This is a genomic window from Pseudomonas sp. GW823-FHT02C05, from assembly GCF_058797595.1.
In genome coordinates this window covers 87,352-112,693 of sequence record NZ_JBXAJU010000007.1, presented here as the reverse complement: position 1 = coordinate 112,693, position 25,342 = coordinate 87,352, and the positions used below count along the sequence as shown (strand labels likewise).

Here is a 25,342-nt window from a genome sequence, read left to right as displayed (position 1 = left end):
CGAGGAAAATACCCGTCCTAAAGTGCGCCCTAATAAAAGGGCGCACTGCTGAAGACTCTGACAATCACCTGAACCTTGAGAACAAGGCGGGAAAATCTTCTGGCCCCAACTCAACGCATTGCGCGCCCAATCTCGAAAAGTATTTCTTTTTGTAGAGTGACGGCTGTTGCTGCCCCTCCACCTCTAGGACAAAAACTGTTTTATCATAATAGCTTACACACTTCATGTGTGTGCCAACATATGCTTTCAACGGATCAGAAAGTTCAGAACGACTAATTCGATCTGTTATGAACTGAAATAATTGATCTAAACTTTTCCCCAGAAATTTAGCCTCATGCTCGACACCCGTCACATGAAACTCTCCAAACAAGAGCGGATCAACACCAAAGACTTTATTCACACGCAATGCGGTCGAAGCATTATCAGCAACGCCCACAATCACATACCCCTTATGCCCTTTCTGGATATTCGAAATCGCGGCGCAGGTTTCCAGTATTTTTTCGAACGCCCCCTCATCAAATGTGGGATTGTCGGAAAGCTCTAAAAAACCTTGCTTAAAATCAAATGCAGCCTGTTCCGTCTTAGAATTAGTAAGCAAATTTTGCAGCTTAGTAACCCAATGAACCTTCGCAGGATCTGGATTTGAATCCTCTTCAAAGTACTGTTGAATAATCCCAACAACTGTATTTACGGCTGCCGCTCTATTTTCGGCCCCCCATCTGCCGCCTTCTTGAATTACGATATTTTTACCCTTGTTTGTCAGAGCAGTAATAACACCTGCCCTGTCAGCTACAACCATGCCCCTTCTGACGATCAAGTCGTGCATAGCCAAGAACACGGCTTGAAAATATCGAGGAATAGGATTGCCAACACCGGTGCCAGGGAACAAGAGCTGATAAAAAGAACTTCCAGCCTGAGCCAAAATTAAAACAAGAGCATCATGAGTACGCTGATAATCAAGATCTACCAAATCAGGGTTTCGACGCCGAATAGCCTGGTCCATCGATCGGAATCGCTCAAGACTACCACCCTCAAGGGGTACTCTGGCGCCGTAGTAATCGTCGAACAACTCTGTCCTAGAAGCTACTGGCCCATCGGATACCATATAGGCTATTACATCCGCAACCAGCTCTTCATCCCGACTCTGCCGAAGCTGATCTTTAGTTAAGATTCCGTGATAAACCCAAAACACGCCATCTGCATTAATCCCGTAAGAAAGATCCCTATTGGTAATGCTAATTTTTTTCATTTCATTCAAAAACAGTGAAACACCATTAGAAGTATCACCGCGAATTCTTGAAGATACTACGCGCACACAATCAGCAAAAGCATTTGTAGCACCTGCGACCCTTAACTCTTGCCGAGACAGTTGACGACCACCAGAGTTAATCCGCCTAAAAACCTCATCAACTGACTCACCATCAGCAAACTCATAAATTGAAAGCGGAACTGGATAAGCAGCTATTGAAAGACATTTTTCGCGTGACATCAATGGTGTACGCTGCACTAAAATATTCCGATCCAGCATATCTTTTGTTGTAGCGAATGTATTCAGATCAAAATAAGCACCATCAACTGCGAAGTCATTGCTAATAAATGACGTAATTGCATCCATTCGCTGCATGCCATCAATAATTTCTAGATGACCTGCTGGATTGTCTTTTGGATCCGCGAGCAAGATAATAGGTACAGGAAATCCGTTGATTATAGAATCAATAAAATTTTGCTTTTCTTCAATAGTCCAAATAAGTTTCCGCTGATAGCGTCTATTTACAATATACTTTCTATCAACATAACTTATATAAATACGCTCTACTTGTTCCCCCCTGACAATCAATTCTTGCTGTGGTGAAGCCATACCTACCTCCAGTTAATTTATAGTCCCTTCAAAGCTCACTAAATCTTGTAGGCACAGCAGCAGGGGCAAAGTCTAGCACCCACATCTCCAGCCATACGCAAATGGAACATTACACAGACCAGCACGTACGGTGTCGAACTCCGATAGTCCTAACAACAGGGGTTTTCTCACTACCCAAGCGTTGATCTCTACCAGCAGGTCCCGCGCTAAAAACATGAAGAAGCACTGCGTGCGGCACTATCATGCCCGAACATAACCTGTAGCGACACATTTAGGGGTAGTCCTCCAGACTACAAGGTCAATAACACGACAACCCTGCTTAAAAACAGGCGTGAAAATGAAGCGCCCTAAACGCCCCCTCAGTCCCATGTTGGTCCCATGGGGGCATTTTTCAGACGCCAAAAACCACAAACCCCCGACTTTCTCTAGGAAAATCAGGGGTTTGCGTTTTCAGAATGTGGCGGTGAAGGAGAGATTCGAAAGTGCCCGCACCCTCGATCGCCCAGGCAGCGCCCCGGTTTACAAGGGCTCCAGCGGTGCCAGCAGCGAGAAAACGTTCCCACGCCATTCCCATGGCCCTCAACGTACAGCTCAGTACGTGCGCGCGTCACACGCATAAGGGGCTGAAATCCAAGGTGTAGGGGGGTATCAAAAAAAGAGTAACATCAGTAATCCTGACCGAAAAATCCACGCAAGCCATTGATTTACAAGGCTTCTTGTCGAGTATCAAAAGGTAATTTTTAAGTAACCTAAGAGTAATCAGATTACCTATTTACAAGGTGATATTTGTCTTTATAAAAATCCTTATATTTCAATAGCTTAATAATTAATTACTCTTCACATTACTCCTGTGTTACTCGTCTTTGTAATCTCTGAGGCCTTGATTTATGGGGCCTCCAGAGCAGAACCAGTCCCTGGTTACTGAAATTACTCTTTCTCAGACATCCCCCCTGCCCCCAACAATCTGGAAGCCTCTAAGCCTCCTCATAAATTCGGCCTCGGTGCAGGGTTCCGCAGGCTTTTCAGCCCCCAGAAAAGCCCAGAAGACGCCCGGCCGGGACCGTCGAGAATGATCTGCAGGGGCGCAGAAAAAGAGACCCATTTAGCCCGCAGGCGAGGTGGGGGGACGACGGCGCGCGCCACATCTGAACGCCCTCCGACGTAAAAAATTTTACCGCCAAAGCTGATAGCACTTGATTTTTCTATGGCAGAGTATCTAATCACTTACTCAAGCCGATTCGGAGGAAAACCACCGAAAAAGCACTCAAGATTAGAAGAGAGTTTATTGTGATCATTGACCTGACCGTAAAAAATTTCCGGTCCTTCAGGGATGAGCAAATTTTCAGCATGAATGTCGAGAGCCCGAAGTCGCACCTCCTTGGGAGCATCGCTACGACGGACAACAGTAAGGTCAACATTCTCAAAACCGCTGGAATATATGGTGCGAACGCTTCAGGAAAATCAAATCTACTGCTTGCGTTCCGCGCCCTTCAGTGGCTCGCCGATGATTCGGGTGATTTAAAGGACGGAGAAAGTATTCCCTGCTATGAGCCTTATCGCCTTTCTAAGGAGACGCTCAAGCAGCCTATATCTCTTGAAGTTGAATTTTTGAACGACGACGACTTACGTTATATCTATTGCGTCACCTATGATCGCAAAGAGATAATTTCTGAAAGCCTAGATTATTTCCCATCACGCCAACGAGCTAATATTTTCCGCAGGATTGAGGGTGATACCTGGGAAACAATCAGCTTTGGGAGCCATTATAAAGGCGGTATTAAACGCATCCCCTTCTTCAGAAATAATTCATACCTGGCTAAAGCAGGCAACAATGCTGCTGCCTCGGAAATCATTAAATCTGTATACAACTACTTCCGCAGAATATTTCGCTCGGGGCTAAAGAACCCATTAGACGCATCATTTTTTTACGACACCACACCTATACTTAACCATGTAGCAAAGTTCCTTTCACACGTAGACACCGGAATTCTAGAAGTAACCAGAAAAGAAAAAAAGCTTGATGATTTATTTGCCGTATTTTCTTCGGAGCTACCCGATAGCGTACGAAAGGAATTAGAAGATAGAAACAAGTATGACTTCATATTTACTCGCAAATCAGAGGATGGCGAAAGTGTCAAATTCACACTAAACAACGAATCTGACGGCACACAAAAGCTATTTAACTTTCTTCCGATTTTATGTATGTCTTTTGCCGCTGGCTCCGTTCTAATCATGGACGAACTTGATAACAGCTTACACCCTCACATCGCCGAATTGATAATTAAGCTATTCAATGATCCAGAAGTTAACCACAGTAACGCGCAACTGATTTTTAGCACCCACAACATCAACTTAATGTCACCTCAGCTAATGCGTAGAGATCAGGTGTGGTTTACTGAAAAGAAAAATGGAGCTTCAACCCTTTATTCCTTAGACGAATTTGATAAGTCAGCTGTCAAGTCCAGCACCCCTTATAGCCACTGGTATGACGACGGCCGATTTGGCGCGCTTCCTTTAATTAGTTATAGTGAAATAGCAAAACTCCTGTCGATTGAGAGTCTTAATGAGACATATTTCTCTGATGAAGATAATGATGAGGAGAAGGAGTTCATCCAGGCGGGAGAGTTAGATGCCTAAGCCACGGAAGGCGACTGTTCGAAAAATCCCTAACAAAATGCATATATACTGCGAGGGTGAGAAAACAGAACCAAACTACATCAACGCCTACATTAACAGTTTGAAAAATCATGCTCTGCGCAGCGTTATTATTGTAGAGCCGACTAAGAAAAACACCCCTATACAGCTTGTAGAGGTAGCGGTTCAACATAAACGTAGTCGGTCAACCCCCACAGGTGATGTTTTCTGGGTGGTATATGATAGAGAGTCAACCAACAAATACTCAGACTCAATGCACGATAAGGCCTACAAAAAAGCCAAAGACAACGACGTTAACATTGCACTTTCAAATGTATGCTTTGAACAATGGATCTTGATGCATTTTTTACCCAATGCGCAGCCTTACTCCTGCTTCGATGATCTACTGCAAAATAGTCAACTTCAAAGAAAAACATCAGAACGAACCGGGAATAATTATGAAAAATCTAGCAAGGCGCTGTACTCACACATAGCTAAGGACATTGCAGCAGCTCGAACCAGAGCTGCTGCGATTAACAGAGACACACTAGCTTCAGCAGCGCCGGGGAGAAATAAGCCTCATCATTTAAACCCTTATACAGACATCCCTAAACTGCTAGATGCTATAGATGAGTTTGAGTAACAGCCAGTTTGCGTGAACGCGTTTTACTGTAGTCGGCCGGGGTCATCGACCCTAGCCGCTTACTTATCAATATCTATAGTTCAGTTCCTTCAAATAACTGACTCGGCAATCTTGAACCGGATGACCTCCTCACCAAGCCACTCATTGACCTGTGCCAACCGCGCCTGCAGCGGCTCAAGCTCGTTCTCCGTCCAGACCTGAGCAGCCTCCCGCAACGATCCGAACCCACCCGCGTTCTGCGGCACGATGCCCATCAACTGTGGGGGGATGCGCAAAGCCGCGAGCAAGTCGTCGCGGCTGATGTTCTTGATTGAGCTGAATTCGTCCTTGGCCGCGACCTCGCTGACTGGGATCAGCTGGATGCCATCTTTCTTCCCGGCGGGCGCGTAAACAAACAGGTTGCGGAAGTTGCCAGGGCCCTTCGAGTTCTTCAGCGCGGTACGCAGCGAATCGATGTCCTCTTCCTTCTGCGCAGCATCGGTCATGTAGAGGATGAAGCCAGCGTGACTGCCGTTGTTGTAGTACTTGCGGCGAAACAGGGTGGCACTCTCGTTCAGCAATGCGCTTTGCAGCGCCGCCAGCCATTCCGGTAACCCGTAGATCTCCTGGTTGATATCGGCCTCCCGCAGGTGGCAGATGGAGCCCGGGGCGAATTCGTGCTCGTCCTTCCAGCCTCGCACCTGGTAGTAGGTCACCAGATCGGCGCCGCGGCGCATGTACTTGGCCAGCGGCGGGACCAGGCCCAGGGTGTTGCGCAGCATGTTGTTGCGCTTCTCCAGGTAGCAGTTACCGCACCAGAGCCAGTCCAGGGCGAACTGCTCGAAGGCCTGACGGCTGAGCAGCTTGTGGGGGATGAAGGTGCGGGCCAGCATGTTCCGCTTGAAGTTCAGCCCAGACTGCAGGTACACGCTGGCCCGGGTGGTCTTTGCCAGGCCATCCATGGACATCGGTGTTTCGTACCAGCGGCCGTTAAGCCAGCACTGCAGGTAGTCGAGGATCTCGCGGCCATCCAGCACCGGCGTCGGGTCCCCAAAGGTGAAGGCCTCCACCGGGCCGGCCTCGGCTTGCAGCAGCTCCCCTTCTTTCGGGGCATTAGCAGTTGCCAGCTGTTTTCCGCGGTTACGTCTGCTCATCAGTAGGACTCCATAAATCCGGTGTTCGCCGTGGTCTGCCCTTCGAGGGGTTCGTTGTGCAGGGCGTGGAAGGTCGCCCACGCCAAGTCGGCATGGCCGGTTTCGTCGGTGCGACCGGCCGTGTAGGTGAACTGGCGCCCGGAGGCGGTGACGGTCTTTCGAATGGCCATCAGCGACTGGGCCATATCCGTCCAGCCGGCATCGAACTCCAGCCGGCCGTTCTTGATCACGTCGTAGGCCTTCAGCACCAGGCGGGTTTTGACTTCGGGCGAGTAGCTGAAGGTGGTGATATTCGGGAAGAACGACTTCACCAGCTGCGCCACGCCTGAGCCCATGCCGGTGATGTCGATCCCGATGTAGGTCACCCAGTAGCGCTGGGTGACCTGGCGGATGGCCTCGGCCTGGGCCGCGAAGTCCATGCCCCGGAACTGGTGCCGCTCCAGAATTCGGAACTTGCCGCCGGGCACCATGGGGGGCGCGATCACCACCATGCCCGCGCTATCGCCGTTTTCCGCCGGGTCATAGCCCACCCAGACCTGGCGATCGCCGAACGGCCGGGCGGCGAAGGGTTTGTAGTCCTCTGCCCAGAGGTCCCAACTGTCCACCATGCAGGGCTGCAACATCGCCAGAGGAAAGATGCTCGCACCGTCGTCGATGAACTGGCACATCAGCAGGTTCTGGAAGGCCTCGGCGTCGTACTCAAGCCGCAGCTCGTCCAGATCGAACAGATCACAGCCCCGCCCTTCCGCGTCCAGGATGGTGACGATCTGGCGCCAGATCCGGTCCTCGCAGAGCCGCCCCTGCTGCAGGGCGTTGTGGGACACGTCGAGCTTAATCCGCTGCGCCGCCGGCTTGCCCTTGTTGAAGCGCTCCCCAGTCCAGAAGGTGTAGGCCTCGTGCGCCATGCTCGACGGCGTCGAGAAGTAGGTCCGGCGGTACTGCTTCTGCATCGCCATGCCGCTGGCGACCTTGTTGAGTTCCTTGAACTTGAAGGTCCAGAAGAATTCGTCGAAGTAGAAGTTGCCGTGATAGCCCTGGGCGGTCCGGGCGTTGGTCCCCAGGAAGTGCAGCTCGGCGCCGTTGCTCAGGATGATCGGATCACCGGTCAGCTCGATACCGACCGTCTCCCGGGCGAAGGCCTGGATGTAAGCCTTAAAGATGTGCGCCTGATTCTTCGAGGCCGACAGGAAGATCTGATTGCGCCCGGTAGTCAACGCATCGATCAGCGCCTCCCGGGCGAAGTAGAACGTCGCGCCGATCTGCCGGGACTTGAGGATGGCGCGGGTACGCTGGTTGCCCGCCTTGTACCAGTCCAGCTGATAGCCGAAGCAGCCATCAATGAACGCCTCGGTCAGCTTTTCGATGTGTTCTTCATCGAACTCGTTGCGCTTGGGCGCCTTCTTCGGCCCTTCGTTTCGCTTGGCCAGGTTCGGGTTCAGCTCGGTTTCAGTACCGCCTTCCGTGAAACGCCGGATGCGCGCCTGGCGCTCCAGCTGGCGGTGCAGCAGGTCGATTTCCTTGTAGTCCGCCCCTGACTTGGGGTCTTTGAGGATCAGTTGCACCAGGCGCGCTTCGGTGGCCGCTTCGATGCGCTCCAGCGGCGTTGCCCGGTCCCATTCGTCCCGGGCCTTCCAGCTGTGCAGGGTCTTTTCCTTCTCCCCGATCAGTTCAGCGATCTCGCACACGCGATAGCCCTGCCAATACAGGTGTTTGGCGTGGCGACGGTGATCGGTGGGCAAATCGACGATGGCATTCATGGCGCAGATGCTGCCGCCCGCGCGCGAACACTTCCCGCGCCGCCCCTTGTACGCCGCGGATCTACAACAGCGCCTCGTTGCCCGTCTCGCCCGCGCTCAACAACATGCCCTCATCGCCAAGGCACACAGCCACCGCACTGAGGATTCACGCATGGCCGGCAAAACCGACAACCCAGCCAAGAAACACCGTTCCAAGTTCTTCCGCGTCGCCGTTGAAGGCGCCACCACCGATGGCCGCCAGATCGAACGGCAATGGCTGGTCGACGCTGCCGAGACCTACAGCCTGAACACCTACGGCGCCCGGGTCTGGATCGAGCACATGCGTAGCCTGCTGCCGGACAGCCCGTTCCGCGCCTACGGCGACGTGGTCGCGTTGAAGACCGAAGAGGTCGAGATTGCCGGCGCCAAGAAGCTCGCCCTGTTCGCCCAGATCGAACCCACTGCCGACCTGGTGAACATGAACAAGGCCCGGCAGAAGCTCTACACCAGCATCGAGATCCGCCCGAAGTTCGCCGACACCGGCCGCGCCTACCTGGACGGCATCGCGGTGACCGATACCCCGGCCAGCCTGGGTACCGAAATGCTCACGTTCAGCGCCCAGAACCCGGACAAAAACCCGCTGGCAGCCCGCAAGCGCGACGCTAGCAACCTGTTTTCCGAGGCCATCGAGGTGGCCCTTGAATTCGAGGAAGTCGAGGACGAAAGCGGCAAGGTCGCTGGCCTGTTCAGCCGCGTGCTCGACCTGCTCGGTAAGAGCAAGGACAAGGAAGGCAAGGACGCCGCTCTATTCACCGAGCTCGGCGAGGCCGTCGAGGCCATGGCTGAGCACGTCGCCGGCCAGGGCCAGGCCTTCGCCGCCGAAAAGGCCGCCCGCGAAAGCCTGCTGGCCAAGCACGAGAAACTGGCTGCCGACTTTTCGGCACTGGTGGAAAAACTCGAAAAGACGCCGGCCGGTACCAGCCAGCAACCGCAGTTCACCGCTCGCCCCGCGGCTACGGGTGGTGACGGGGCTCTCGTCACTGACTGCTGATCCCAACACGGACAACACCAAGCCAAGGAACATCGGAGAACACCATGCGTAACGATACCCGCGTCCTGTACAACGCCTACCTGCAACAACTCGCGCAGCTGCACGGCGTGAGCGACGTCACCACCAAATTCACGGCCGCCCCCAGCGTTGCCCAGACCCTGGAAACCCGCATTCAGGAGTCCAGCGCGTTCCTCGGTGCCATCAACGTTTACGGCGTCTCCGAACAGTCGGGCGAGAAGATCGGCATCGGCATCGACGGCACCATTGCCAGCACCACCGACACCACCGTCAAGGACCGTGAGCCCCGCGACCCGAGCGGCCTGGACAACCGCGGGTACACCTGCACCCAGACCAACTTTGACACCGGGATTCGCTACCAGAAGCTCGACCAGTGGGCCAAGTTCAAGGACTTTCAGGCGCGCATTCGTGACGCCATCATCAAGGCCCAGGCCCTCAACCGGATCATGATCGGCTGGAACGGCACCAGCCGCGCCGCGACCTCCAACCCATCCACGAACCCGCTGTTGCAGGACGTGAACATTGGCTGGCTGCAGAAAATGCGCCTGGAAAACGCTGCTCGCGTGTTGCACGAAGTGGTCGACGGCAGCGGCAAGATCCAGATCGGCGCGGGCAAGGATTTCGAAAACATCGACGCCCTGGTCGTCAGCATGGTCAACGAGTTCATTGAGCCCTGGTACCAGGAAGACACCGAACTGGTGGTGGTCTGCGGTCGCCAGCTACTGGCCGACAAGTACTTCCCGATCATCAACAAAACCCAGGCGCCGACCGAGATGCTCGCGGCCGACATCGTCACCAGCCAAAAGCGCATTGGCAACCTGCCAGCCGTTCGGGTGCCGCACTTCCCGGCCAACGGCCTGTTGGTGACCCGCCTCGACAACCTGTCGCTGTACTGGCAGGAAGGCACCCGCCGCCGCACCGTCGTCGACAACGCCAAACGCGACCGCATCGAAAACTTCGAATCGGTCAATGAAAGCTACGTGATCGAAGACCTGGGCTGCGCTGCCATGGCCGAAAACATCACCCTAAGCTGAGGCCGGCGATCATGACCAACCCCTGCCGCCGTCACTTCCAGCGCGTAACAGCAGCCGTTGCAGCGGCTGCTGTCGCCGGGCCAGCCCTGACCATGGAAGGCGCCACCATCTACGAGCTGCACCTCGCCAAGCTCCAACAGGACTACCTGCGGCTGAAACAGGTGCAGTCCACCGAGGGCAAGGCAGAGCTCAAGCGACAATTGCTGCCGGAGTACGAGCCCTACGTCGAAGGCATGCTCGCCGAGGGCAAAGGAGCCCAAGACCAGGTGCTGACCACCCTGATGGTCTGGCGAATGGACGCCGGCGACTTCAAGGGTGCTCTGGACATCGCCGCCTACGTGATCGAGCACCAGCTGCTGATGCCTGATCGCTTCGAGCGCACCACCGGCACCATCGTCGCCGAAGAGATCGCCGAGGCCGCGTTGAAGGCCCAGAAAGCCGGCGGCAGCTTTGATCTGGAATTGCTGCTGCGCACCGAGCAGATCACCACCAAGGAAGACATGCCGGACCAGGCCCGGGCCAAGCTGCACCTGGCCATCGGCAAGGCGCTTTCTGCTCAGGTCGCTGATGACGCCCCCGCAGACACTGCCCTGCAGCCCCTGGAGCAGGCCAAGACACACCTGGCCCGCGCCATCGAGCTGCACAGCAACTGCGGCGGCAAAAAGGATCTGGAGCGCGTCGAGCGCCTCCTCAAGAAACACACTGCGCCCGCCCCTTAAGGGCGCGCAGTTAACCGAGCGTCCCCACGCACCCCGCCGGCTCGGGGCGGATCGGCCAGACCGCTCCGCCTGAACGTGAAGCCCCGACCACCGGCGACTTATTGAGCGCAGCACCATGAGCGGATTCGTAGCCGGCGGCACCACGCCAAGCGGCCACATCAACACCGACCCATTCTGGCCCTCGATCGATCTGGACCAGCTGCGCGCCACCTTGCGCATCGACAGCAGCGTCACGCCGGCTCGTTTGGAAACAGCGGTGATCAACGCCGCGATCAGCGTCAACCGGGAACTCGATGACTGGCGCATAGCCCAGCAAGCTGCAGGCTATGCCGAACTGAAAGACGTCCCCAGCTCCCTGGTCAAGGATGAATCCGCCCAGGTCCACCTGTACCGCCGAGCGATCGAGGCCGGAGTTGGCGCTGAGGTGTGTGAGCGCTACCGCTCCTATGACAGCACCAACACCGGCAACCGCAAGGCCGAAGAACTGGCCCCGAACATCGACGACTACCACCGAGACCAACGCTGGGCCATCCGCGACTTCCTGAGAACCAAGCGCACCACCGTGGAGCTGATCTGATGGCCGTCACCCTTCGCGCCCTGCAAAACGACACCGTCGACGCCCTCTGCTGGCGCCACTACGGCCGCACAGCCGGCGTCACCGAGGCGGTGCTTGAGGCCAACCCCGGGCTGGCTGATCACGGCCCCACCCTGCCGCAAGGCCTCGCCGTTCAAATGCCCGAAGCCCAGACCACAGCCCCGCAACGGCAGATGGTGAACCTATGGGACTGATCCACTTGAGCCGCCTCCTTGAGACCTACCACCCTGGACCCTGGAATGAAGCGAATGCCTGACCGTCCCGACACCTGGGCCTGGCTCGCCGCCTGGCTCGAACAGAACTGGCCAACCATTTACTCCGGCATCCTGGCGCTGATCATCGCCGCTCTACGGATCATGTACGGCGGTGGTACCTGGCGCCGCATGCTGATCGAGGCGCCGCTCTGCGGAGCCCTGGCTCTGGCCGGTAGCCATGGTCTGGCGTTGCTCGGCATCCCGGCATCAACCGCCCCGTTTTTCGGCGGCGTGATCGGCCTGCTCGGCGTCGAGGGCACCCGTGCCGCGGCCCGCAAGTTTTTCAACCGCAAGGTAGAGCAACTATGAACACACTCCGGCACGGCGATCGCTCGCAGGCGGTTCGAATCCTGCAGAAGAACCTCAACAGCCACGGGGCCATCCTGGTGGTGGACGGCGACTACGGCGACGCTACCGAAAAGGCCGTGCGCGCCTACCAGCTCAAGGCCGGCCTGGTGGTGGACGGTATCGCCGGCGAGAAAACCCAAACCAGCCTGGCCGGTGGCGATTGCGCTCTGCTGCTGAAGAACGCCGACCTGGTCAGCGCCGCCCAGCGCCTGGATCTGCCCCTCGCCAGTGTCTACGCGGTCAATGAGGTCGAATCGAACGGCAAGGGCTTCTTCGCCAACGGCAAGCCGGCGATCCTGTTCGAGCGGCACATTATGTACCGCCAATTGAAGACGCCACGCCACCCAGGCGACGACCCGGCAGAACTCAAGCGCCACGCCGACGAGCTTGCGGCGCAGTACCCGGCCATCATCAACCCGAACCCCGGAGGCTATGCCGGCGGCCCTGCTGAGCATCAACGCCTGGCCACGGCCCGCCTCATCGATGACACCGCGGCCCTCGAATCCGCTTCTTGGGGCGCCTTCCAGATCATGGGCTTTCACTGGAAACGCCTGGGCTATGGCAGCGTGCAGGACTTCGTGACGGCCATGAGCGCGAGCGAGTCCCGCCAGTTCGACGCCTTCGTCCGCTTCATCGAGACCGATCCGGCCCTCCACAAGGCGCTGAAGGCCCGCAAGTGGGCCGACTTCGCCAGGCAGTACAACGGGCCGAACTACCAACGCAACCTGTACGACACCAAGCTCCAGCGCGCCTATGAGCGGCACAGCGATTGCAACTGCGGTCAGGAGGTACCGGCATGATCGATCTCGAAGCGGTGCACAAGCTGAAGGTTGAAGACGGTGATGTCCTGGTCGTACCGGAAAACACCAAGGCAGACGACATGGAGCTGCTGGCCGAGGCGCTGCAATTTGTCGATCCAGGCTGCCGGGCGATTGTGATTCGTGGCCCGCTCGAACACCTGGACGTCGGCGCCATGAACAAACTGGGCTGGTACCGGGCATGACCGGCAAGATCGCCTACCTCGAAATCTCCGGTCGCCAGACAGGAAAGACCACCCGCCTGGTGAAAATCGCAAACGACCTCACCGCCCAGGGGGAGACGGTGATTTTCGTCACCCAGCAAGCAGAGGATTTACTCGGGCGCCTGCCAGGGGTCGTCGTACTTTCGGACCATCAGGCCCATCCTGATGACCTCGACCTGGAACAAGCTATCTGGATCTACGACGAGTTCGACTGGCTCAAGTCGGCCAAGGTCCGTAACGGCGGGTACTACGCAACGACGGCGAGCCGAGTCCGTGACCTGAGGATCGATACCCCGGAAACGGATCTGTTGTTGCAACTGATCGAGCTCAACGGCGGCAGCTATCAACGCCATCTTCTGACACCGGGGGTAATCGATGAGGCCTACTACGAGGAGGCCCGCGCGGTCTACACCGATGAGCAGTACCGCCAGTTGATCCTGGGGGAGTTCCTCAAATGAGCACCATCCGCCAGATCCTGCTGGGCCTGGCACTGTTCGGCGTGTTGGGGCTGCTGCTCTGGGGCCAGCAACAACGCATTGAGGTCGCCGACAAGAACCGAGCACTGGCAGAGAAAAACACCCAGGACGCGCTGGCCGCGGCCGGACGCAGCGAGGGCAAAGCCAACGCCCTGGAGGCTGCGCTTTCCGCCGAGCGCGAGGCCCAGGCCCGTCTGCGCACGGAACAGGATCTACTACGCCAGGGGCTCGCCAAACGACAACTCACAATCGAGGGGCTGAAACGTGAAAACGCTGATCTGCGCGCTTGGGCTGACCAGCCCTTGCCTGATGTTGCTCGCCGGCTGCGCGAGCGCCCCGCCCTCACCGGCGCCGACGCTTATCGTCAGTGGCTGTCCGGCCGTGGTGCCCTGCAGCCTGCCGGCGACCAGCCCAAGCAGTAACGGCGACCTGATCACCGACCAGGACAGTAGCGAGGCCGCCTGGGCCGAATGCGCGGGCCAGGTCGATATGATCTATCGCTACCAGCAGGCCAAACCATGAACAAACCCGACAGCCTGCGGGCCTACCTGCTGGACCAGATCCAGGAACTGCGCCACAGCCCAGACCGGCTGCTGATCTTCATCGACAACGGCAAGGTCCGCTGCACCGCTGCCAGCAGCCTTTCGTTCGAGTACAACTACGACCTGCAGGTAATCCTGACCGACTTCGCCGGCCATCCGGACAGCGTCATGCTGCCGCTGCTGGAGTGGCTCCGCGTGAACCAGTCCGAACTGCTGGAGAACCTCGACAAGTCCGCCGACGGCATCAAGTTCGAGGCCGACCTCATCGACAAGAGCAAGGTGGACATGAGCCTGACACTTCCCCTCACTGAGCGCGTGGTCGTTCGTTCCGATGATGCAGGTAACACCACTATCAGCCACCCGGGTGAACCACAGCGCAACCCCACATGGCCCGAGAGCGGCCCGGAATGGATAGTGCCCAATGGCTGATCTTGAAGCACTGGAGGACTGGGCCGCGGGCCTGCTGGGGCAGTTGCAGCCCGCCGCACGCAATCAGCTCGCCCGAAGCATCGGCCAGGCTCTGCGCCGCAGCCAGCAACAGCGGATCATTGCCCAGCGCAACCCGGACGGGAGCAAGTACGCACCGCGCAAACAGCGGAACCTGCGGGGCAAACAGGGACGCATCAAGCGCCAGGTACAGATGTTCAAGAAACTGCGCACTGCGAGCTTCTTGAAGGTTCAGGGGGATGGTAATGCAATCAGCGTTGGGTTTACTGGGCGAGTGGCCCGTATTGCGCGTGTGCATCAATACGGGCTGAAGGATCGGGCCGAGCGTGGGGCACCAGAGGTGAAGTATGAACAGCGGGAAGTATTAGGCTTTACTAGTGAAGAGATAGATCTAATTCGCGACCACCTGCTAGCTCACTTGACTAGTTAAATATGGATTTCCTATGCAAATATGGCAAAAGAAACAACTCTCCCTGCTCCCTAGCATCACCCACAGATAACAACCGGTCAGTTGAATTGTTATCGATAGTCTGAACATATCCACGCAGCAGTACTACATCATCAGAATCAACAGTAAGCGACACAGAAAAATCATCTAGTAGGCCGAGGTACAAATTTATGTCATACACTGGCCTGTCGAGTGCCTTCTGAAAGGGTGAGAACGCACGGAAAACCTTGCTACCTGCTATCACTCGAAAGCGCAGTAAGGCTTCAAAATACCCTGCGCAGTTCTCGTCATACACTTTCAATCTATTCCGGAATGCCGTAGCCTCAGAAATACGCCATCTTTCACCTTCAGTCATATTTTCAGACTGCTCCTTTGTAAACACTACTCGCTCAGACTCTCTGATGGGGAGCCGTACTCTGTAACTTTCTCTTGCCGCTACATGGCTTTGATACACAAGAGCCTTCGCAGCCTCATAAGATTCTTTCCCAACTAAATCTCGTTTCCACACCCTCAAACCGTAAATAGCGATGAGTGCAGTAATAACCGCCGCGATAGTTACGACCAAATCCCGCGCAATGGAGACGTACGGGGCTAATAGAACCAAATTTATTTCCATGTCCTGACTCCACACTATTTTTCATCACTTAAACAAGCACATGGTGCAGAAAACTCTGCGACAACTCCATAAAAACCACATCCGCTTGTAAAGCGGAGATCTACAACACTACAAAGCTGCACCCGCACGCGCGCGGCGCCACCATCGGCGCCATGAACGATCTAGCCACCCTCGCCCGCCTGATTGAAAACCTCATCCGCTTCGGCGTTGTCGCCCAAGTCCAGATGACGCCCCCGCGCGTGCGTGTGAAAACCGGTGAACTGACTACCACCTGGCTGCCATGGTTGGCCCTGCGCGCCGGATCCGACAAGGAATGGGACCCGCCCACCGCTGGCGAGCAGGTCCTGCTGATCAGCCCCTCGGGCCAGCTCGGCAACGGTGTGGCCTTGACCGGCCTGTTCAGCGACAGCGCCCCGGCCAACGGTGACCGCGCCGGCCTGCATCGCCGCACCTACAGCGACGGCACGGTGATCGAGTACGACAGCGTCGCCCATCACCTGAACGCCACCCTGGCCCCTGGCGGTACCACCAACCTGGTCAGCGACGGCGGCATCACCATCGTCGGCCCAATCACCCACCAGGGCGACTACACCCAGACCGGCAACCAAACCGTCACCGGCAAAGTCACCGTTTCAGATGACGTCATCGCGGCTGGTATCAGCCTGGTCAAGCACCTGCATGGGGGCGTGCTGCCTGGTGGAGCCAAGACGGGAGTTCCGGAATGAACAGAGAAACTGGCGCCGAGCTCAGCACCGAAAAACATATCGTCCAGTCCTGTACCGATATCCTGACCACGCGCCTCGGTACCCGGGTGATGCGCCGTGAATACGGTAGCGTCCTGGCCGAGCTGGTTGACCACCCATTCAACGATGCAACCCGCCTGCGCGCTTACGCGGCCACCGTGATGGCTCTGATGCGCTGGGAACCACGGATAACCCTGAGCCGTGTGCAATTCGTTGGCGCGACGCTCCAGGGCCAGTCGGTGATGGACATTGAATGCAGCCGAGTTGATACCAACGAGCCGTTGAGCCTGAGCGTTCCGCTGCAACTGGGGGCCAGCGTATGAGCACCTTTGTCGCCATCGACCTGGGCCAGTTGCCGGCGCCGCAGATCGTCGAGCAGATCGACTACGAGCAGATCCTCGCCGAGCGCAAGGCCTACGCCATCAGCCTCTGGCCCGTGGAGGAGCAAGCCGAAATTGCCGCCCGACTGGCGCTGGAATCTGAGCCACTGACCAAGCTGCTGCAGGAGAACGCCTACCGGGAAACCATCTGGCGCCAGCGGGTCAATGAGGCCTCTGTCGCCAACATGCTGGCCCTGGCCAAGAACTCCGACCTGGACAACCTCGCGGCAAATTACAACGTCGCCCGCCTGGTAGTGCAGGAAGCCAACCCCGCGGCCGTGCCACCGATTGCCCGCATCATGGAGAACGACGACAGCCTCCGCGAGCGTGCCCAGATGGCCTGGGAAGGTCTGAGCACCGCGGGGCCGCGCAACAGCTACATCTTTCACGCGCGCTCCGCTGATGGCCAGGTTGCCGACGCCACGGCAGAAAGCCCCGCGCCGGCCGAGGCGGTGATCACTGTGCAATCCCTGCTCGGCGACGGTACGGCCTCGCCTGCCCTACTCGCGGCGGTCAAGACCTACCTCAGCGACGACGACCGCCGGCCCGTCGCCGACCGGCTCACCGTCCAGAGCGCCGAGATCATCAATTACCAGGTCAAGGCCACGCTCTACATGCTGAGCAATGGGCCCGAAAACGAGCTGGCCCTCGCCGCCGCCCAGGCCAGCCTGCGGGCATTTGTGCACCAGCGCCGGCGGCTGGGCCTGGAAGTGTCCGAATCGGTGGTGCATGCCCGGCTGCATGTTGAAGGCGTGCGCAAAGTCGTGCTGCAGGACTTTGCGGATATTGTTGCAACGCCCTATCAGGCGCCATTCTGTACCGCCATCACCCTGGCGACGGGGGGTGAGTGATGACCGACCAGCCCCTACTGCCGCGCAATTCCACGCCGCTGGAACGTCAGGCCGCCCAGGCTCTGGCCCAAATCCAGCGCGTACCGATTCCACTGCGCCAGCTATACAACCCGGATCTGTGCCCGGCTCACCTGCTGCCGTACCTGGCCTGGGCTTTCTCGGTCGATCGCTGGTCCAGCCAATGGACGGAGGCAGCCAAGCGGGCCGCGATCCGTGCGGCGTACTACATCCACTCACGCAAGGGCACCATCGGTGCCCTGCGCCGGGTAGTGGAGCCGCTGGGCTATCTGATCGAGGTCGTCGAGTGGTGGCAGAAGGTGCCCAACGGGCCGAGGGCGACCTTTGCGCTTAAGGTCGGCGTGCTCGATACCGGCATCACCGAGGAGATGTACCAGGAGCTGACCTGGCTGATCGACGATGCCAAGCCCCTCACCCGCCACCTGATCGGCCTCGATATCACCCTTGAAACCCGCCTGAACGCCTACACCGGCGTCACCGTTTTCGACGGTGACGAGATCGACGCCTACCCCTGGACCAACCCGGACCTGGACGTCGTGATCCAGGGCTATAGCGGCGTCAGCGAATACACCCTCGACGAACTGGACGTGTACCCCCATGGTTAATCAGAACTCCATTTTCGGCGGCATGCTCACCAGCCTCGGCGCCGCAAAAAAAACCAACTGCGACGCCCTGGGCATCCCGTGGGAGCCCAGCTACATGCTCATCGGTGACGCCAATGACACCGACCCGGTGCCAAGCCCCGGGCAAACGCAACTGATCCGCCAGGTTTACCGCGCGCCGCTCAATGCGCTGTATGTCTCGCCGACGGATGACAACATCCTGATCGCCGAGCTCGTGTTGCCGCCGGAAGTCGGCGGCTGGTGGATTCGGGAGTTGGCGATCGAGGATAAGGACGGCGTGTTTTGTGCGGTCGCCAACGTGGCCCCCAGCTATAAGCCGCTCCTCGCCCAGGGCTCCGGGCGGAATCAGGTCGTGCGGATGCACATCATCACCAATAGCACGACCAACATTCAGTTAAAGATCGACCCGAGCGTGGTCCTGGCTACGCGCTCCTACGTCGATCAGCGCATTCTGGAAGAGCTGAACAAGCAGGACTTCAAGCATTCGGTGCTGGTGGCAACCTCTGGAGCCATCACCCTCAGCGGCCTGCAGACGATTGACTCGGTGGCCCTGGCCGCCGGCAATCGTGTCTTGGTCAAGAACCAGACCCAGGCCAAAGATAACGGTCTGTACGTTGCGGCTGCCGGCGCCTGGTCGCGAACTCAGGACGCCGATACCAGCCTTGAAGTTACCCCAGGGCTGTTTGTTCATGTCGAGAAAGGCACAGCCAATGGCGATAGCGTTTGGCAGCTGGTAACCGATGGGCCGATTGTGCTCGGGACCACGGACCTGGCCTTTGAGATGTTGGCCGGCCGCACAGGCGTAAATACTGGGACCTACACCAAGGTCACCGTGGATAAATACGGCCGGGTGATTGCCGGGACCAACCCGACCACCCTGGCCGGGCATGGCATTACCGATACCTACACCAAACCTGAGATTGAGGCGCTGGTGGCTCAGGCCTCCTCACTTCCTGTCGGTTCGATAGTGGCATTTCCCAAGTCGAGCGTGCCGCCGGGGTTCCTTGAGATCGATGGCAGCGTGCAGAGCATTGCGACCTTCCCCGACCTCGCGGCCTACCTCGGGACTACATTCAACCAGGGCGACGAGGGCGCCGGAAACTTCCGGTTACCCGATTCCCGGGGTGAATTCCTGCGCGGCTGGGACCATGGGCGAGGCATGGACCCAGGCCGGGGCTGCGGCACTACGCAACACGACACCATTCAAAATATCGTTGCGTGGTTGAACGCTTCCCCTTCATCGGCTTATCAGTTTCTTGGTGAAGGGGTAACGGCGTTCGGTGCATTTGCATTGACTGAGCGCACCAGCAATTCGATTGGTGATGGTCCTGCTGCAGATAAACAAGTGAGTTCGTTGACTTTCGATGCAAGCCGAGTTGCCCGCACGTCAAACGAAACCCGACCGCATAACCTGGCAGTCATGTGGTGCATCAAAGCGTGGAATGCACCGATTAACCAAGGGACGATTGATATAGCCGCGTTGGCGGCGCAAGTCGTCGGCTTCTCGGCTCGGGCTACGGCCTTGGAAGAACGCCCCCGAGGCCTTGGCGACGGTCAGGCGTGGCAGAACGTCACAGCGTCCCGAGTCTCTGGCACGGTCTACACGAACACAACAGGGCGCCCGATCTTCGTGCAAGTGTCGTTCACAACTGGCGGCGTCTATGTCTTAGTCGATGGTGTGAACTTGACTGTATCTGCCTATCACGCGGCTTTCATCGTGCCAGCGGGATCGACTTACAAAGTCACGTATGGCAGTCCTGTTAACTTGACCTGGGTGGAGCTTCGTACATGAGATATTTCAACAACCCGCAAACGGGCGAGGTGCATGCATACGATGATGATGCCCCGGAGCACTTCATCGCCAGCTATCTGCTGCCAATGTCCGACGAAGCGGTTCGATCGTACATTGCCAGTGCAAGCGCGCCTCTGCTCGACCCAGCAACCGAGGAGCGCAACTGGCGTGATGTCGAGTTAACCTCTGTGCTCTGGCTGCGTGAGCGTCACCGTGATCAGCTTGAGATAGAAGCGCCGACCACACTTACCGCCGGCCAATTCAAGGAACTGCTGGTTTACATGCAGGCTCTGCGCGACTGGCCGCAGTCGCTGGACTTTCCCGCTATCCAGCGTCGCCCCGCTGCCCCCGAGTGGATTGCAGAGCAAATCGAGTAGTCCGGCTCCGCACCTTCTGCCTGTATCCCCCTCCCCTACAACCCGCCGCGCTCGCCGATCCGACGCGCGCGCGGCAGCCTGTGCACTGTCACCCCATTCACTGCGCAGGCAAAACCCATGGCCGATTATCTTCACGGCGTGCGGGTCCTCGAACTCAACGACGGCACCCGCCCTATTCGCACCATCCCCACCGCTGTTATCGGCCTGGTCTGCACTGCCGACGACGCTGATCCGCTGGCATTCCCGCTCGATACCCCGGTCCTGCTGACCAATGTTCAGACCGCGGTCGGCAAAGCCGGCACCAAGGGCACCCTGGGCGCCAGCCTGCAGGCCATTGCCGACCAGACCAAGCCCTACGTGATCGTGGTGCGGGTCAAGGAAGGCGAAACCGAAGCCGCGACCACCAGCGCACTGATCGGCACCACCACCGCCGACGGCAAATACACAGGCATGAAAGCCCTACTTGCGGCTAAGGCCCGCGTCGGCATGGTGCCGCGCATTCTCGGTGTGCCAGGCCTCGACAGCCTGCCGGTGGCGACGGCACTTGTCTCGATCGGCCAGCAGTTGCGGGCCTTCTGCTACGTCAGTGCACGGGACAGCAAGACCAAGGAAGAGGCCGTCGCTTACCGCGAGAACTTCGGCGCCCGCGAAGTCATGGTGATCTGGCCGGACTTCGAACATTGGGACACCACCGCCAACGCGACAACCAAAGCATCTGCAGTAGCCTGTGCCCTGGGCCTGCGGGCGAAGATCGACCAGGAGGTCGGCTGGCACAAGACCCTGTCCAACGTCGCGGTCAACGGCGTCACCGGCATCAGCGCCGACGTGTTCTGGGACCTGCAGAACCCGGCCACCGACGCCAACTACCTCAACTCCAACGAGGTGACCACTCTGATCAACGAGGGGGGCTTTCGCTTCTGGGGCAGCCGGACTTGCAGCGACGATCCGCTGTTCGCCTTCGAGAACTACACCCGTACAGCGCAGATCCTCGCCGACACCATGGCCGAGGCGCACATGTGGGCCGTGGACAAGCCCATGACCCCGTCCCTGGTGAAAGACATCATCAACGGCATCAACGCAAAGTTCCGCGAATTGATCTCGGCCGGGTACCTGATCGGTGGCAACTGCTGGTACCAGGAAGACGCCAACGACAAGGACACCCTCAAGGCCGGCAAGTTGTTCATCGACTACGACTACACGCCGGTTCCACCGCTGGAAGACCTCACCCTGCGGCAGCGGATCACCGACCGCTACCTGATGGACTTCGCCAGCAAGATCAACAGCTAACCAGGGGCTCCCTCGCGAAGGGAGTCACCCCGTGCCAGGACACCGGAGAACACCGCCATGGCCATGCCTCGCAAACTGAAAAACCTCAACCTGTTCAACGACGGCAACAGCTACCTGGGCGTGGTCAAGTCGGTCACCCTGCCGCCCCTCGGCCGCAAGATGGAGTCCTACCGGGGGGGTGGCATGAACGGCTCGGTCAAGGCAGACCTGGGCTTCTCCGATGACGGCATCCAGTTCGAATGGAAGACCGGCGGCCTGGACCTGATCGCCCTGCGCCAGTTCGGCTCGGTGAATGCCTCCGGGATCATGCTGCGCTTCTCCGGTGCCTTTCAGCAGGACGACACCGGCGACGTCAGCACCGTCGAGGTGGTGGTACGTGGCCGGCACGAAACCATCGAGATGGGCGACGCCTCCCCCGGCGAAGACACCGAGCACAGCATCACCACCACCTGCAGCTACTACAAGCTGACCGTGGACAACGAAGACATCATCGAAATCGACCTGCTCAACTTCATCGAGAAGGTCAACGGCGTCGACATGCTGGAGAAACAGCGCAACGCCATCGGCATCTGATCCCCTGCCGCTCTCAGCCCGAGAGCGGATAGCACTGCAACCTGGAGCACTCAATGAACACCGACGACAACACCCAAGCCCCTGCCGAAGTCGAAGACAACACCGTGGTCCTCGACACCCCGATCACCCGGGGCAAGACCACCATCGACAAGATCACCCTGCGCAAACCCCAAGCTGGCGAGTTGCGCGGCGTGCACCTGGTCGAACTGCTGAACATGGACGTTGCCACCCTGATCAAGATCCTGCCTCGTATCAGCAGCCCAGGCATCACCGCCCCGGAGGCCGCGGCCATGGACCCTGCCGACCTGCTGGCCTGCGGTAGCAAGATCTCCGGTTTTTTGTTGCAGAAGTCGGTGAAGACGGAAGTATCCCTCGTTGCGTAGAGGACGCCATGGCCGATCTGGCCATAGTTTTTCACTGGGCGCCGGCTGACATGGACCAGTTGGGCCTGCAGGAACTGATGGACTGGCGCGAGCGCGCCAGGGTGCGGAGCTCCACCGATGGCGAATGACCTCAAACTTCAGGTGCTACTGAACGCCATCGACAGGGCTACCGGCCCCCTGAAGTCGATCAACAAGAGCAGCATCGGCGCTGCCCGGGCATTGAAGGATGCCCGGGACAACCTCAAGCAGCTCAACGCGCAGCAGAAAGACATCAGCGCCTGGCGCACCCAGCGCGCCGCTGCCGAGCAGACCGAGCAGGCTCTCGGCGCCGCCCGTGATCGCGTGCGAGCGCTCAGCCAGCAGTTCGCTGCCACCGGTGCGCCAACCAAAGCCATGACCCGGGACATGCGCTCAGCGATCCGAGAGGCGCAGCAGCTCAAGCAACAGCACCAGCAACAGGGCGAGCAGCTTCAGGGCTTGCGCACGAAGCTCTACGACGCCGGCATCAGCACCCGCAACCTCGGGCAGGCCGAGCGTGACCTACGCAGCAAAATCACCCAGACCAACCAGACCATAGGGCAGCAGGAAGCCAAGCTCAGGCGTCTGGCTGGGCAGCAACGACAGCTCGCCAACGCGAAAAGGAGTTACGAGAAGGCTCAAAGCGTATCCGGGGGCATGGCTGCAAGCGGTGCCGCGGGGCTTGGCGCCGGCTACGCCCTGAGCAGGCCACTGAAGGCGGCAGTAGATGCCTTTGCCCCAGCAGAGAACGCCGCAACCCAGCTGAAGGTGTCGATGATGGCGCCGGACGGCTCAATTGCTGTCGAGTTCGAAAAAATGACGACCCTGGCCACGCAGCTCGGTGACCGCCTGCCCGGCACTACTGCCGACTTCCAGGAAATGATGACAATGCTCCGGCGCCAGGGGCTCACGGCGACCAACATCCTCGGCGGTACAGGCGAGGCCGCCGCGTACCTGGGCGTTCAGTTGCAGATGCCGGTGACCACCGCCGCTGAGTTCGCGGCAAAAATGCAGGACGCCACCCGGACTACCGAAGGCGACATGATGGCGCTGATGGACACGATTCAGCGCACCTACTACCTGGGCGTCGACAGCGGCAACATGCTGCAGGGCTTCAGCAAGATCTCCCCGGTGATGGACATCATCAAGAAACAGGGCCTGGAAGCGAGCAAGGTTCTCACTCCCTTGCTTGTGATGATGGATCAGGCCGGTATGGAAGGCGGCGCGGCGGGTAACGCCTACCGGAAGATTTTCCAGGGCGCGATGGCCAACGCAAAAATCCAGAAGTCACTGGATAACCTGAAGGCCGAACGCGGGATCTCGCTGAAGCTCGACTTCACAGACGGCAAAGGCGAGTTCGGCGGCATCGAGAAGATGTACGCCCAGCTGGAGAAGCTCAAGGGCCTGAACACCGAGGTTCGTCTCGACCTGATCAAAAGCATGTTCGGCGACGACAGCGAGACCCTGACCACCCTCAACACCATGATGGCCAAGGGCATTGCCGGCTATCGCGAAGTCGAGGGCAAGATGCAGACCCAGGCCGACCTGCGGACCCGGGTGAACGTGCAGCTGTCGACGCTGGCGAACGTTCTGGAAGCCGCCGAGGGCAGCTGGACCAACGCCATGGCCGACGTCGGCAACGTGATGGCCCCAGAGCTGAAGGAGCTCATCCAGTCGCTGGGAGAAGTGGCAAACCGTGTGGGCGCCTGGGTGAAGGCCAACCCCGAGTTGACCCGCCAGATCGCCAAGACCGTCGCCGGCATCGCCTTACTGATGACCATCATGGGCGGCCTCAGCATCGGCTTGGCAAGCATGATTGGCCCCTTCGCGATGGTGCGCTACGCCCTGACCTTGTTCGGCATCAAGGGCAGCGGCGCCCTCGGCTTGATTGGCCAGGGTATCCGCGTGCTGGCCATGGCCCTGGGCGGCCCGCTGATCGCGGCTCTGCGCACGGTCAGCATCGCTATGTGGGGGCTCGCGGCCAACCCGGTGGTACTGGCAATCGCTGCCGTCGTGGCAGTCCTCGCCGGTGCCGCCTACCTGATCTACAAGAACTGGGACGCGGTGAAGGCCTATGTCATCAGCCTCTGGAACGAGATCAAAGCCGGGTTCGACGGTGGCATTGGCGGCATCTTGACCGTCCTGGCCAACTTCAGCCCCATCGGGATCATCTATCGGGCATTCGCCGAGGTGCTGAACTACCTGGGCCTCGATCTCCCGACCAAGTTCACCGAGTTCGGCAACATGATCGTCAATGGCCTGGTGAATGGCCTTCTCGCCGGCATGGGCAAGGTGAAGGAGACCATCAGCGCAATCGGCGATTCAACCATTGGTTGGTTCAAGGAAAAGCTCGACATCCACAGTCCATCGCGGGTGTTTGCCGAGCTCGGCGGCTTCACCATGGAAGGACTGACCCAAGGACTACAGGCCGGCCAGAAAGGCCCACTGAACGCGGTGAACAACCTCGGCCAACAGCTCACCACAGCGGGCAGCATGGGGCTGGGCATTGCTGCCATGCCCGGCCTCTCGGTCGATACCCGGGCACCCATCAGCCCAGCACCTGCGGCCACCTACGACAGCCACGACAACTACGAAATCAACATCCACCCCACGCCAGGCATGGATGCCTTGGCAATCGGCCGCGCCGTGCGGGCAGAACTTGCGCGCATTGAAAGCGAAAAAGGCGCCCGCAAGCGCAGCCAACTGTCCGACCTGGAGTAAATC

The 25,342-nt window shown here is 58.5% G+C and carries 29 protein-coding genes and 1 pseudogene; 26 read left to right on the top strand and 4 right to left on the bottom strand.

Annotated elements, in window-relative coordinates:
- Nucleotides 1–64: 64 nt before the first annotated feature.
- Nucleotides 65–1,858 carry a GmrSD restriction endonuclease domain-containing protein gene (locus AC1RGE_RS30650; protein ID WP_492585604.1) on the bottom strand — a complete coding sequence of 598 codons (1,794 nt, stop codon included), beginning with the start codon at nucleotides 1,856–1,858 and terminating at the stop codon, nucleotides 65–67.
- Between the two features lie 1,287 nt (nucleotides 1,859–3,145).
- Here AC1RGE_RS30650 and AC1RGE_RS30645 point away from each other — a divergent pair.
- Both AC1RGE_RS30645 and AC1RGE_RS30640 read left to right on the top strand, forming a co-directional pair.
- Nucleotides 3,146–4,495, top strand: a complete 1,350-nt coding sequence (locus tag AC1RGE_RS30645; protein WP_492585602.1) for an AAA family ATPase — start codon at nucleotides 3,146–3,148, stop codon at nucleotides 4,493–4,495.
- Nucleotides 4,488–5,135, top strand: a complete 648-nt coding sequence (locus AC1RGE_RS30640; RefSeq protein WP_492585600.1) for an RloB family protein — start codon at nucleotides 4,488–4,490, stop codon at nucleotides 5,133–5,135. Before AC1RGE_RS30645 ends, AC1RGE_RS30640 begins: the two co-directional genes overlap by 8 nt.
- Nucleotides 5,136–5,224: 89 nt before the next feature.
- On the opposite strand, the gene AC1RGE_RS30635 is transcribed toward AC1RGE_RS30640, so the two are convergent.
- Complete coding sequence (locus AC1RGE_RS30635) at nucleotides 5,225–6,268, bottom strand: phage portal protein (protein ID WP_492585598.1); 1,044 nt, start codon at nucleotides 6,266–6,268, stop codon at nucleotides 5,225–5,227.
- Nucleotides 6,268–8,025, bottom strand: a complete 1,758-nt coding sequence (locus AC1RGE_RS30630; protein ID WP_123430325.1) for a terminase ATPase subunit family protein — start codon at nucleotides 8,023–8,025, stop codon at nucleotides 6,268–6,270. Before AC1RGE_RS30630 ends, AC1RGE_RS30635 begins: the two co-directional genes overlap by 1 nt.
- Nucleotides 8,026–8,176: 151 nt before the next feature.
- On the opposite strand from AC1RGE_RS30630, the gene AC1RGE_RS30625 reads away from it, so the two are divergent.
- From AC1RGE_RS30625 to AC1RGE_RS30565, 13 genes and pseudogenes are all read left to right on the top strand, one after another.
- The gene (locus AC1RGE_RS30625) at nucleotides 8,177–9,055 is read left to right on the top strand and encodes a GPO family capsid scaffolding protein (RefSeq protein ID WP_492585596.1); all 879 of its coding nucleotides are present in this window, start codon (nucleotides 8,177–8,179) and stop codon (nucleotides 9,053–9,055) included.
- A 44-nt stretch (nucleotides 9,056–9,099) separates the two neighbouring features.
- On the top strand, nucleotides 9,100–10,107 hold the full coding sequence (locus AC1RGE_RS30620) for a phage major capsid protein, P2 family (RefSeq protein ID WP_401260659.1): 1,008 nt from the start codon (nucleotides 9,100–9,102) through the stop codon (nucleotides 10,105–10,107).
- Between the two features lie 11 nt (nucleotides 10,108–10,118).
- The gene (locus tag AC1RGE_RS30615; RefSeq protein ID WP_053157286.1) at nucleotides 10,119–10,826 is read left to right on the top strand and encodes a phage terminase small subunit; all 708 of its coding nucleotides are present in this window, start codon (nucleotides 10,119–10,121) and stop codon (nucleotides 10,824–10,826) included.
- Between the two features lie 115 nt (nucleotides 10,827–10,941).
- The gene (locus AC1RGE_RS30610; protein WP_492585594.1) at nucleotides 10,942–11,403 is read left to right on the top strand and encodes a head completion/stabilization protein; all 462 of its coding nucleotides are present in this window, start codon (nucleotides 10,942–10,944) and stop codon (nucleotides 11,401–11,403) included.
- The gene (locus AC1RGE_RS30605; RefSeq protein WP_015634862.1) at nucleotides 11,403–11,615 is read left to right on the top strand and encodes a tail protein X; all 213 of its coding nucleotides are present in this window, start codon (nucleotides 11,403–11,405) and stop codon (nucleotides 11,613–11,615) included. Before AC1RGE_RS30610 ends, AC1RGE_RS30605 begins: the two co-directional genes overlap by 1 nt.
- Nucleotides 11,616–11,660: 45 nt before the next feature.
- Entirely contained in the window at nucleotides 11,661–11,984 is a 324-nt protein-coding gene (locus AC1RGE_RS30600) for a phage holin, lambda family (RefSeq protein WP_492585592.1), read from the top strand.
- Nucleotides 11,981–12,823, top strand: a complete 843-nt coding sequence (locus AC1RGE_RS30595; RefSeq protein ID WP_492585590.1) for an N-acetylmuramidase domain-containing protein — start codon at nucleotides 11,981–11,983, stop codon at nucleotides 12,821–12,823. Before AC1RGE_RS30600 ends, AC1RGE_RS30595 begins: the two co-directional genes overlap by 4 nt.
- Entirely contained in the window at nucleotides 12,820–13,026 is a 207-nt protein-coding gene (locus AC1RGE_RS30590; protein WP_492585589.1) for a hypothetical protein, read from the top strand. Before AC1RGE_RS30595 ends, AC1RGE_RS30590 begins: the two co-directional genes overlap by 4 nt.
- A complete protein-coding gene (locus AC1RGE_RS30585; protein WP_492585588.1) occupies nucleotides 13,023–13,502 on the top strand; it encodes a hypothetical protein in 480 nt (159 codons plus the stop codon). The genes AC1RGE_RS30590 and AC1RGE_RS30585 overlap by 4 nt, the downstream gene beginning before the upstream one ends.
- The gene (lysB, locus tag AC1RGE_RS30580) at nucleotides 13,499–13,942 is read left to right on the top strand and encodes an Rz-like lysis system protein LysB (RefSeq protein WP_492585586.1); all 444 of its coding nucleotides are present in this window, start codon (nucleotides 13,499–13,501) and stop codon (nucleotides 13,940–13,942) included. Before AC1RGE_RS30585 ends, lysB begins: the two co-directional genes overlap by 4 nt.
- A pseudogene (lysC, locus tag AC1RGE_RS30575) lies at nucleotides 13,857–14,042 on the top strand (Rz1-like lysis system protein LysC); the annotation flags it as partial. The gene lysB and the pseudogene lysC, both read left to right, overlap by 86 nt.
- Complete coding sequence (locus AC1RGE_RS30570) at nucleotides 14,039–14,491, top strand: phage tail protein (RefSeq protein WP_346624469.1); 453 nt, start codon at nucleotides 14,039–14,041, stop codon at nucleotides 14,489–14,491. The pseudogene lysC and the gene AC1RGE_RS30570, both read left to right, overlap by 4 nt.
- Nucleotides 14,484–14,939 carry a phage virion morphogenesis protein gene (locus AC1RGE_RS30565; RefSeq protein ID WP_346624470.1) on the top strand — a complete coding sequence of 152 codons (456 nt, stop codon included), beginning with the start codon at nucleotides 14,484–14,486 and terminating at the stop codon, nucleotides 14,937–14,939. Before AC1RGE_RS30570 ends, AC1RGE_RS30565 begins: the two co-directional genes overlap by 8 nt.
- Here AC1RGE_RS30565 and AC1RGE_RS30560 read toward each other — a convergent pair.
- On the bottom strand, nucleotides 14,932–15,573 hold the full coding sequence (locus AC1RGE_RS30560; RefSeq protein WP_346624471.1) for a hypothetical protein: 642 nt from the start codon (nucleotides 15,571–15,573) through the stop codon (nucleotides 14,932–14,934). The two genes, AC1RGE_RS30565 and AC1RGE_RS30560, sit on opposite strands and share 8 nt — an antisense overlap.
- 152 nt (nucleotides 15,574–15,725) lie before the next feature.
- On the opposite strand from AC1RGE_RS30560, the gene AC1RGE_RS30555 reads away from it, so the two are divergent.
- The 11 genes from AC1RGE_RS30555 (at nucleotide 15,726) to AC1RGE_RS30505 (ending at nucleotide 25,339) form a co-directional block, all read left to right on the top strand.
- Nucleotides 15,726–16,298 (top strand): phage baseplate assembly protein V, encoded by a 573-nt coding sequence (locus AC1RGE_RS30555; protein ID WP_346624472.1) that lies wholly within the window; start codon nucleotides 15,726–15,728, stop codon nucleotides 16,296–16,298.
- Nucleotides 16,295–16,639, top strand: coding sequence for a GPW/gp25 family protein (locus AC1RGE_RS30550; protein ID WP_346624473.1), 345 nt, complete (start codon nucleotides 16,295–16,297; stop codon nucleotides 16,637–16,639). Before AC1RGE_RS30555 ends, AC1RGE_RS30550 begins: the two co-directional genes overlap by 4 nt.
- Complete coding sequence (locus tag AC1RGE_RS30545; RefSeq protein WP_346624474.1) at nucleotides 16,636–17,547, top strand: baseplate J/gp47 family protein; 912 nt, start codon at nucleotides 16,636–16,638, stop codon at nucleotides 17,545–17,547. The genes AC1RGE_RS30550 and AC1RGE_RS30545 overlap by 4 nt, the downstream gene beginning before the upstream one ends.
- On the top strand, nucleotides 17,547–18,170 hold the full coding sequence (locus tag AC1RGE_RS30540) for a phage tail protein I (protein WP_346624475.1): 624 nt from the start codon (nucleotides 17,547–17,549) through the stop codon (nucleotides 18,168–18,170). Before AC1RGE_RS30545 ends, AC1RGE_RS30540 begins: the two co-directional genes overlap by 1 nt.
- On the top strand, nucleotides 18,163–19,980 hold the full coding sequence (locus AC1RGE_RS30535) for a phage tail-collar fiber domain-containing protein (protein ID WP_346624476.1): 1,818 nt from the start codon (nucleotides 18,163–18,165) through the stop codon (nucleotides 19,978–19,980). Before AC1RGE_RS30540 ends, AC1RGE_RS30535 begins: the two co-directional genes overlap by 8 nt.
- Nucleotides 19,977–20,357 (top strand): phage tail assembly chaperone, encoded by a 381-nt coding sequence (locus AC1RGE_RS30530; RefSeq protein WP_346624477.1) that lies wholly within the window; start codon nucleotides 19,977–19,979, stop codon nucleotides 20,355–20,357. The genes AC1RGE_RS30535 and AC1RGE_RS30530 overlap by 4 nt, the downstream gene beginning before the upstream one ends.
- 117 nt (nucleotides 20,358–20,474) lie before the next feature.
- Nucleotides 20,475–21,644: a phage tail sheath protein gene (locus AC1RGE_RS30525; protein ID WP_346624478.1), complete on the top strand. Its 1,170-nt coding sequence runs from the start codon at nucleotides 20,475–20,477 to the stop codon at nucleotides 21,642–21,644.
- Between the two features lie 57 nt (nucleotides 21,645–21,701).
- Nucleotides 21,702–22,217, top strand: a complete 516-nt coding sequence (locus AC1RGE_RS30520) for a phage major tail tube protein (RefSeq protein WP_110596765.1) — start codon at nucleotides 21,702–21,704, stop codon at nucleotides 22,215–22,217.
- A gap of 53 nt (nucleotides 22,218–22,270) precedes the next feature.
- Nucleotides 22,271–22,600 (top strand): phage tail assembly protein, encoded by a 330-nt coding sequence (locus AC1RGE_RS30515; RefSeq protein ID WP_123726299.1) that lies wholly within the window; start codon nucleotides 22,271–22,273, stop codon nucleotides 22,598–22,600.
- Nucleotides 22,601–22,608: 8 nt separating this feature from the next.
- Entirely contained in the window at nucleotides 22,609–22,728 is a 120-nt protein-coding gene (locus tag AC1RGE_RS30510) for a GpE family phage tail protein (RefSeq protein ID WP_123726300.1), read from the top strand.
- Complete coding sequence (locus AC1RGE_RS30505; RefSeq protein WP_492585584.1) at nucleotides 22,718–25,339, top strand: phage tail tape measure protein; 2,622 nt, start codon at nucleotides 22,718–22,720, stop codon at nucleotides 25,337–25,339. The genes AC1RGE_RS30510 and AC1RGE_RS30505 overlap by 11 nt, the downstream gene beginning before the upstream one ends.
- Nucleotides 25,340–25,342 lie beyond the last annotated feature (3 nt).

Bases quoted from the DNA above. Each gene is read 5' to 3' on its own strand.
- AC1RGE_RS30650 (WP_492585604.1), bottom strand. From the start codon at position 1,858: ATGGCTTCACCACAGCAAGAATTGATTGTCAGGGGGGAACAAGTAGAG.
- AC1RGE_RS30640 (WP_492585600.1), top strand. From the start codon at position 4,488: ATGCCTAAGCCACGGAAGGCGACTGTTCGAAAAATCCCTAACAAAATG.
- AC1RGE_RS30635 (WP_492585598.1), bottom strand. From the start codon at position 6,268: ATGAGCAGACGTAACCGCGGAAAACAGCTGGCAACTGCTAATGCCCCG.
- AC1RGE_RS30630 (WP_123430325.1), bottom strand. From the start codon at position 8,025: ATGAATGCCATCGTCGATTTGCCCACCGATCACCGTCGCCACGCCAAA.
- AC1RGE_RS30625 (WP_492585596.1), top strand. From the start codon at position 8,177: ATGGCCGGCAAAACCGACAACCCAGCCAAGAAACACCGTTCCAAGTTC.
- AC1RGE_RS30620 (WP_401260659.1), top strand. From the start codon at position 9,100: ATGCGTAACGATACCCGCGTCCTGTACAACGCCTACCTGCAACAACTC.
- AC1RGE_RS30615 (WP_053157286.1), top strand. From the start codon at position 10,119: ATGACCAACCCCTGCCGCCGTCACTTCCAGCGCGTAACAGCAGCCGTT.
- AC1RGE_RS30610 (WP_492585594.1), top strand. From the start codon at position 10,942: ATGAGCGGATTCGTAGCCGGCGGCACCACGCCAAGCGGCCACATCAAC.
- AC1RGE_RS30605 (WP_015634862.1), top strand. From the start codon at position 11,403: ATGGCCGTCACCCTTCGCGCCCTGCAAAACGACACCGTCGACGCCCTC.
- AC1RGE_RS30600 (WP_492585592.1), top strand. From the start codon at position 11,661: ATGAAGCGAATGCCTGACCGTCCCGACACCTGGGCCTGGCTCGCCGCC.
- AC1RGE_RS30595 (WP_492585590.1), top strand. From the start codon at position 11,981: ATGAACACACTCCGGCACGGCGATCGCTCGCAGGCGGTTCGAATCCTG.
- AC1RGE_RS30590 (WP_492585589.1), top strand. From the start codon at position 12,820: ATGATCGATCTCGAAGCGGTGCACAAGCTGAAGGTTGAAGACGGTGAT.
- AC1RGE_RS30585 (WP_492585588.1), top strand. From the start codon at position 13,023: ATGACCGGCAAGATCGCCTACCTCGAAATCTCCGGTCGCCAGACAGGA.
- lysB (WP_492585586.1), top strand. From the start codon at position 13,499: ATGAGCACCATCCGCCAGATCCTGCTGGGCCTGGCACTGTTCGGCGTG.
- AC1RGE_RS30570 (WP_346624469.1), top strand. From the start codon at position 14,039: ATGAACAAACCCGACAGCCTGCGGGCCTACCTGCTGGACCAGATCCAG.
- AC1RGE_RS30565 (WP_346624470.1), top strand. From the start codon at position 14,484: ATGGCTGATCTTGAAGCACTGGAGGACTGGGCCGCGGGCCTGCTGGGG.
- AC1RGE_RS30560 (WP_346624471.1), bottom strand. From the start codon at position 15,573: ATGGAAATAAATTTGGTTCTATTAGCCCCGTACGTCTCCATTGCGCGG.
- AC1RGE_RS30555 (WP_346624472.1), top strand. From the start codon at position 15,726: ATGAACGATCTAGCCACCCTCGCCCGCCTGATTGAAAACCTCATCCGC.
- AC1RGE_RS30550 (WP_346624473.1), top strand. From the start codon at position 16,295: ATGAACAGAGAAACTGGCGCCGAGCTCAGCACCGAAAAACATATCGTC.
- AC1RGE_RS30545 (WP_346624474.1), top strand. From the start codon at position 16,636: ATGAGCACCTTTGTCGCCATCGACCTGGGCCAGTTGCCGGCGCCGCAG.
- AC1RGE_RS30540 (WP_346624475.1), top strand. From the start codon at position 17,547: ATGACCGACCAGCCCCTACTGCCGCGCAATTCCACGCCGCTGGAACGT.
- AC1RGE_RS30535 (WP_346624476.1), top strand. From the start codon at position 18,163: ATGGTTAATCAGAACTCCATTTTCGGCGGCATGCTCACCAGCCTCGGC.
- AC1RGE_RS30530 (WP_346624477.1), top strand. From the start codon at position 19,977: ATGAGATATTTCAACAACCCGCAAACGGGCGAGGTGCATGCATACGAT.
- AC1RGE_RS30525 (WP_346624478.1), top strand. From the start codon at position 20,475: ATGGCCGATTATCTTCACGGCGTGCGGGTCCTCGAACTCAACGACGGC.
- AC1RGE_RS30520 (WP_110596765.1), top strand. From the start codon at position 21,702: ATGGCCATGCCTCGCAAACTGAAAAACCTCAACCTGTTCAACGACGGC.
- AC1RGE_RS30515 (WP_123726299.1), top strand. From the start codon at position 22,271: ATGAACACCGACGACAACACCCAAGCCCCTGCCGAAGTCGAAGACAAC.
- AC1RGE_RS30510 (WP_123726300.1), top strand. From the start codon at position 22,609: ATGGCCGATCTGGCCATAGTTTTTCACTGGGCGCCGGCTGACATGGAC.
- AC1RGE_RS30505 (WP_492585584.1), top strand. From the start codon at position 22,718: ATGGCGAATGACCTCAAACTTCAGGTGCTACTGAACGCCATCGACAGG.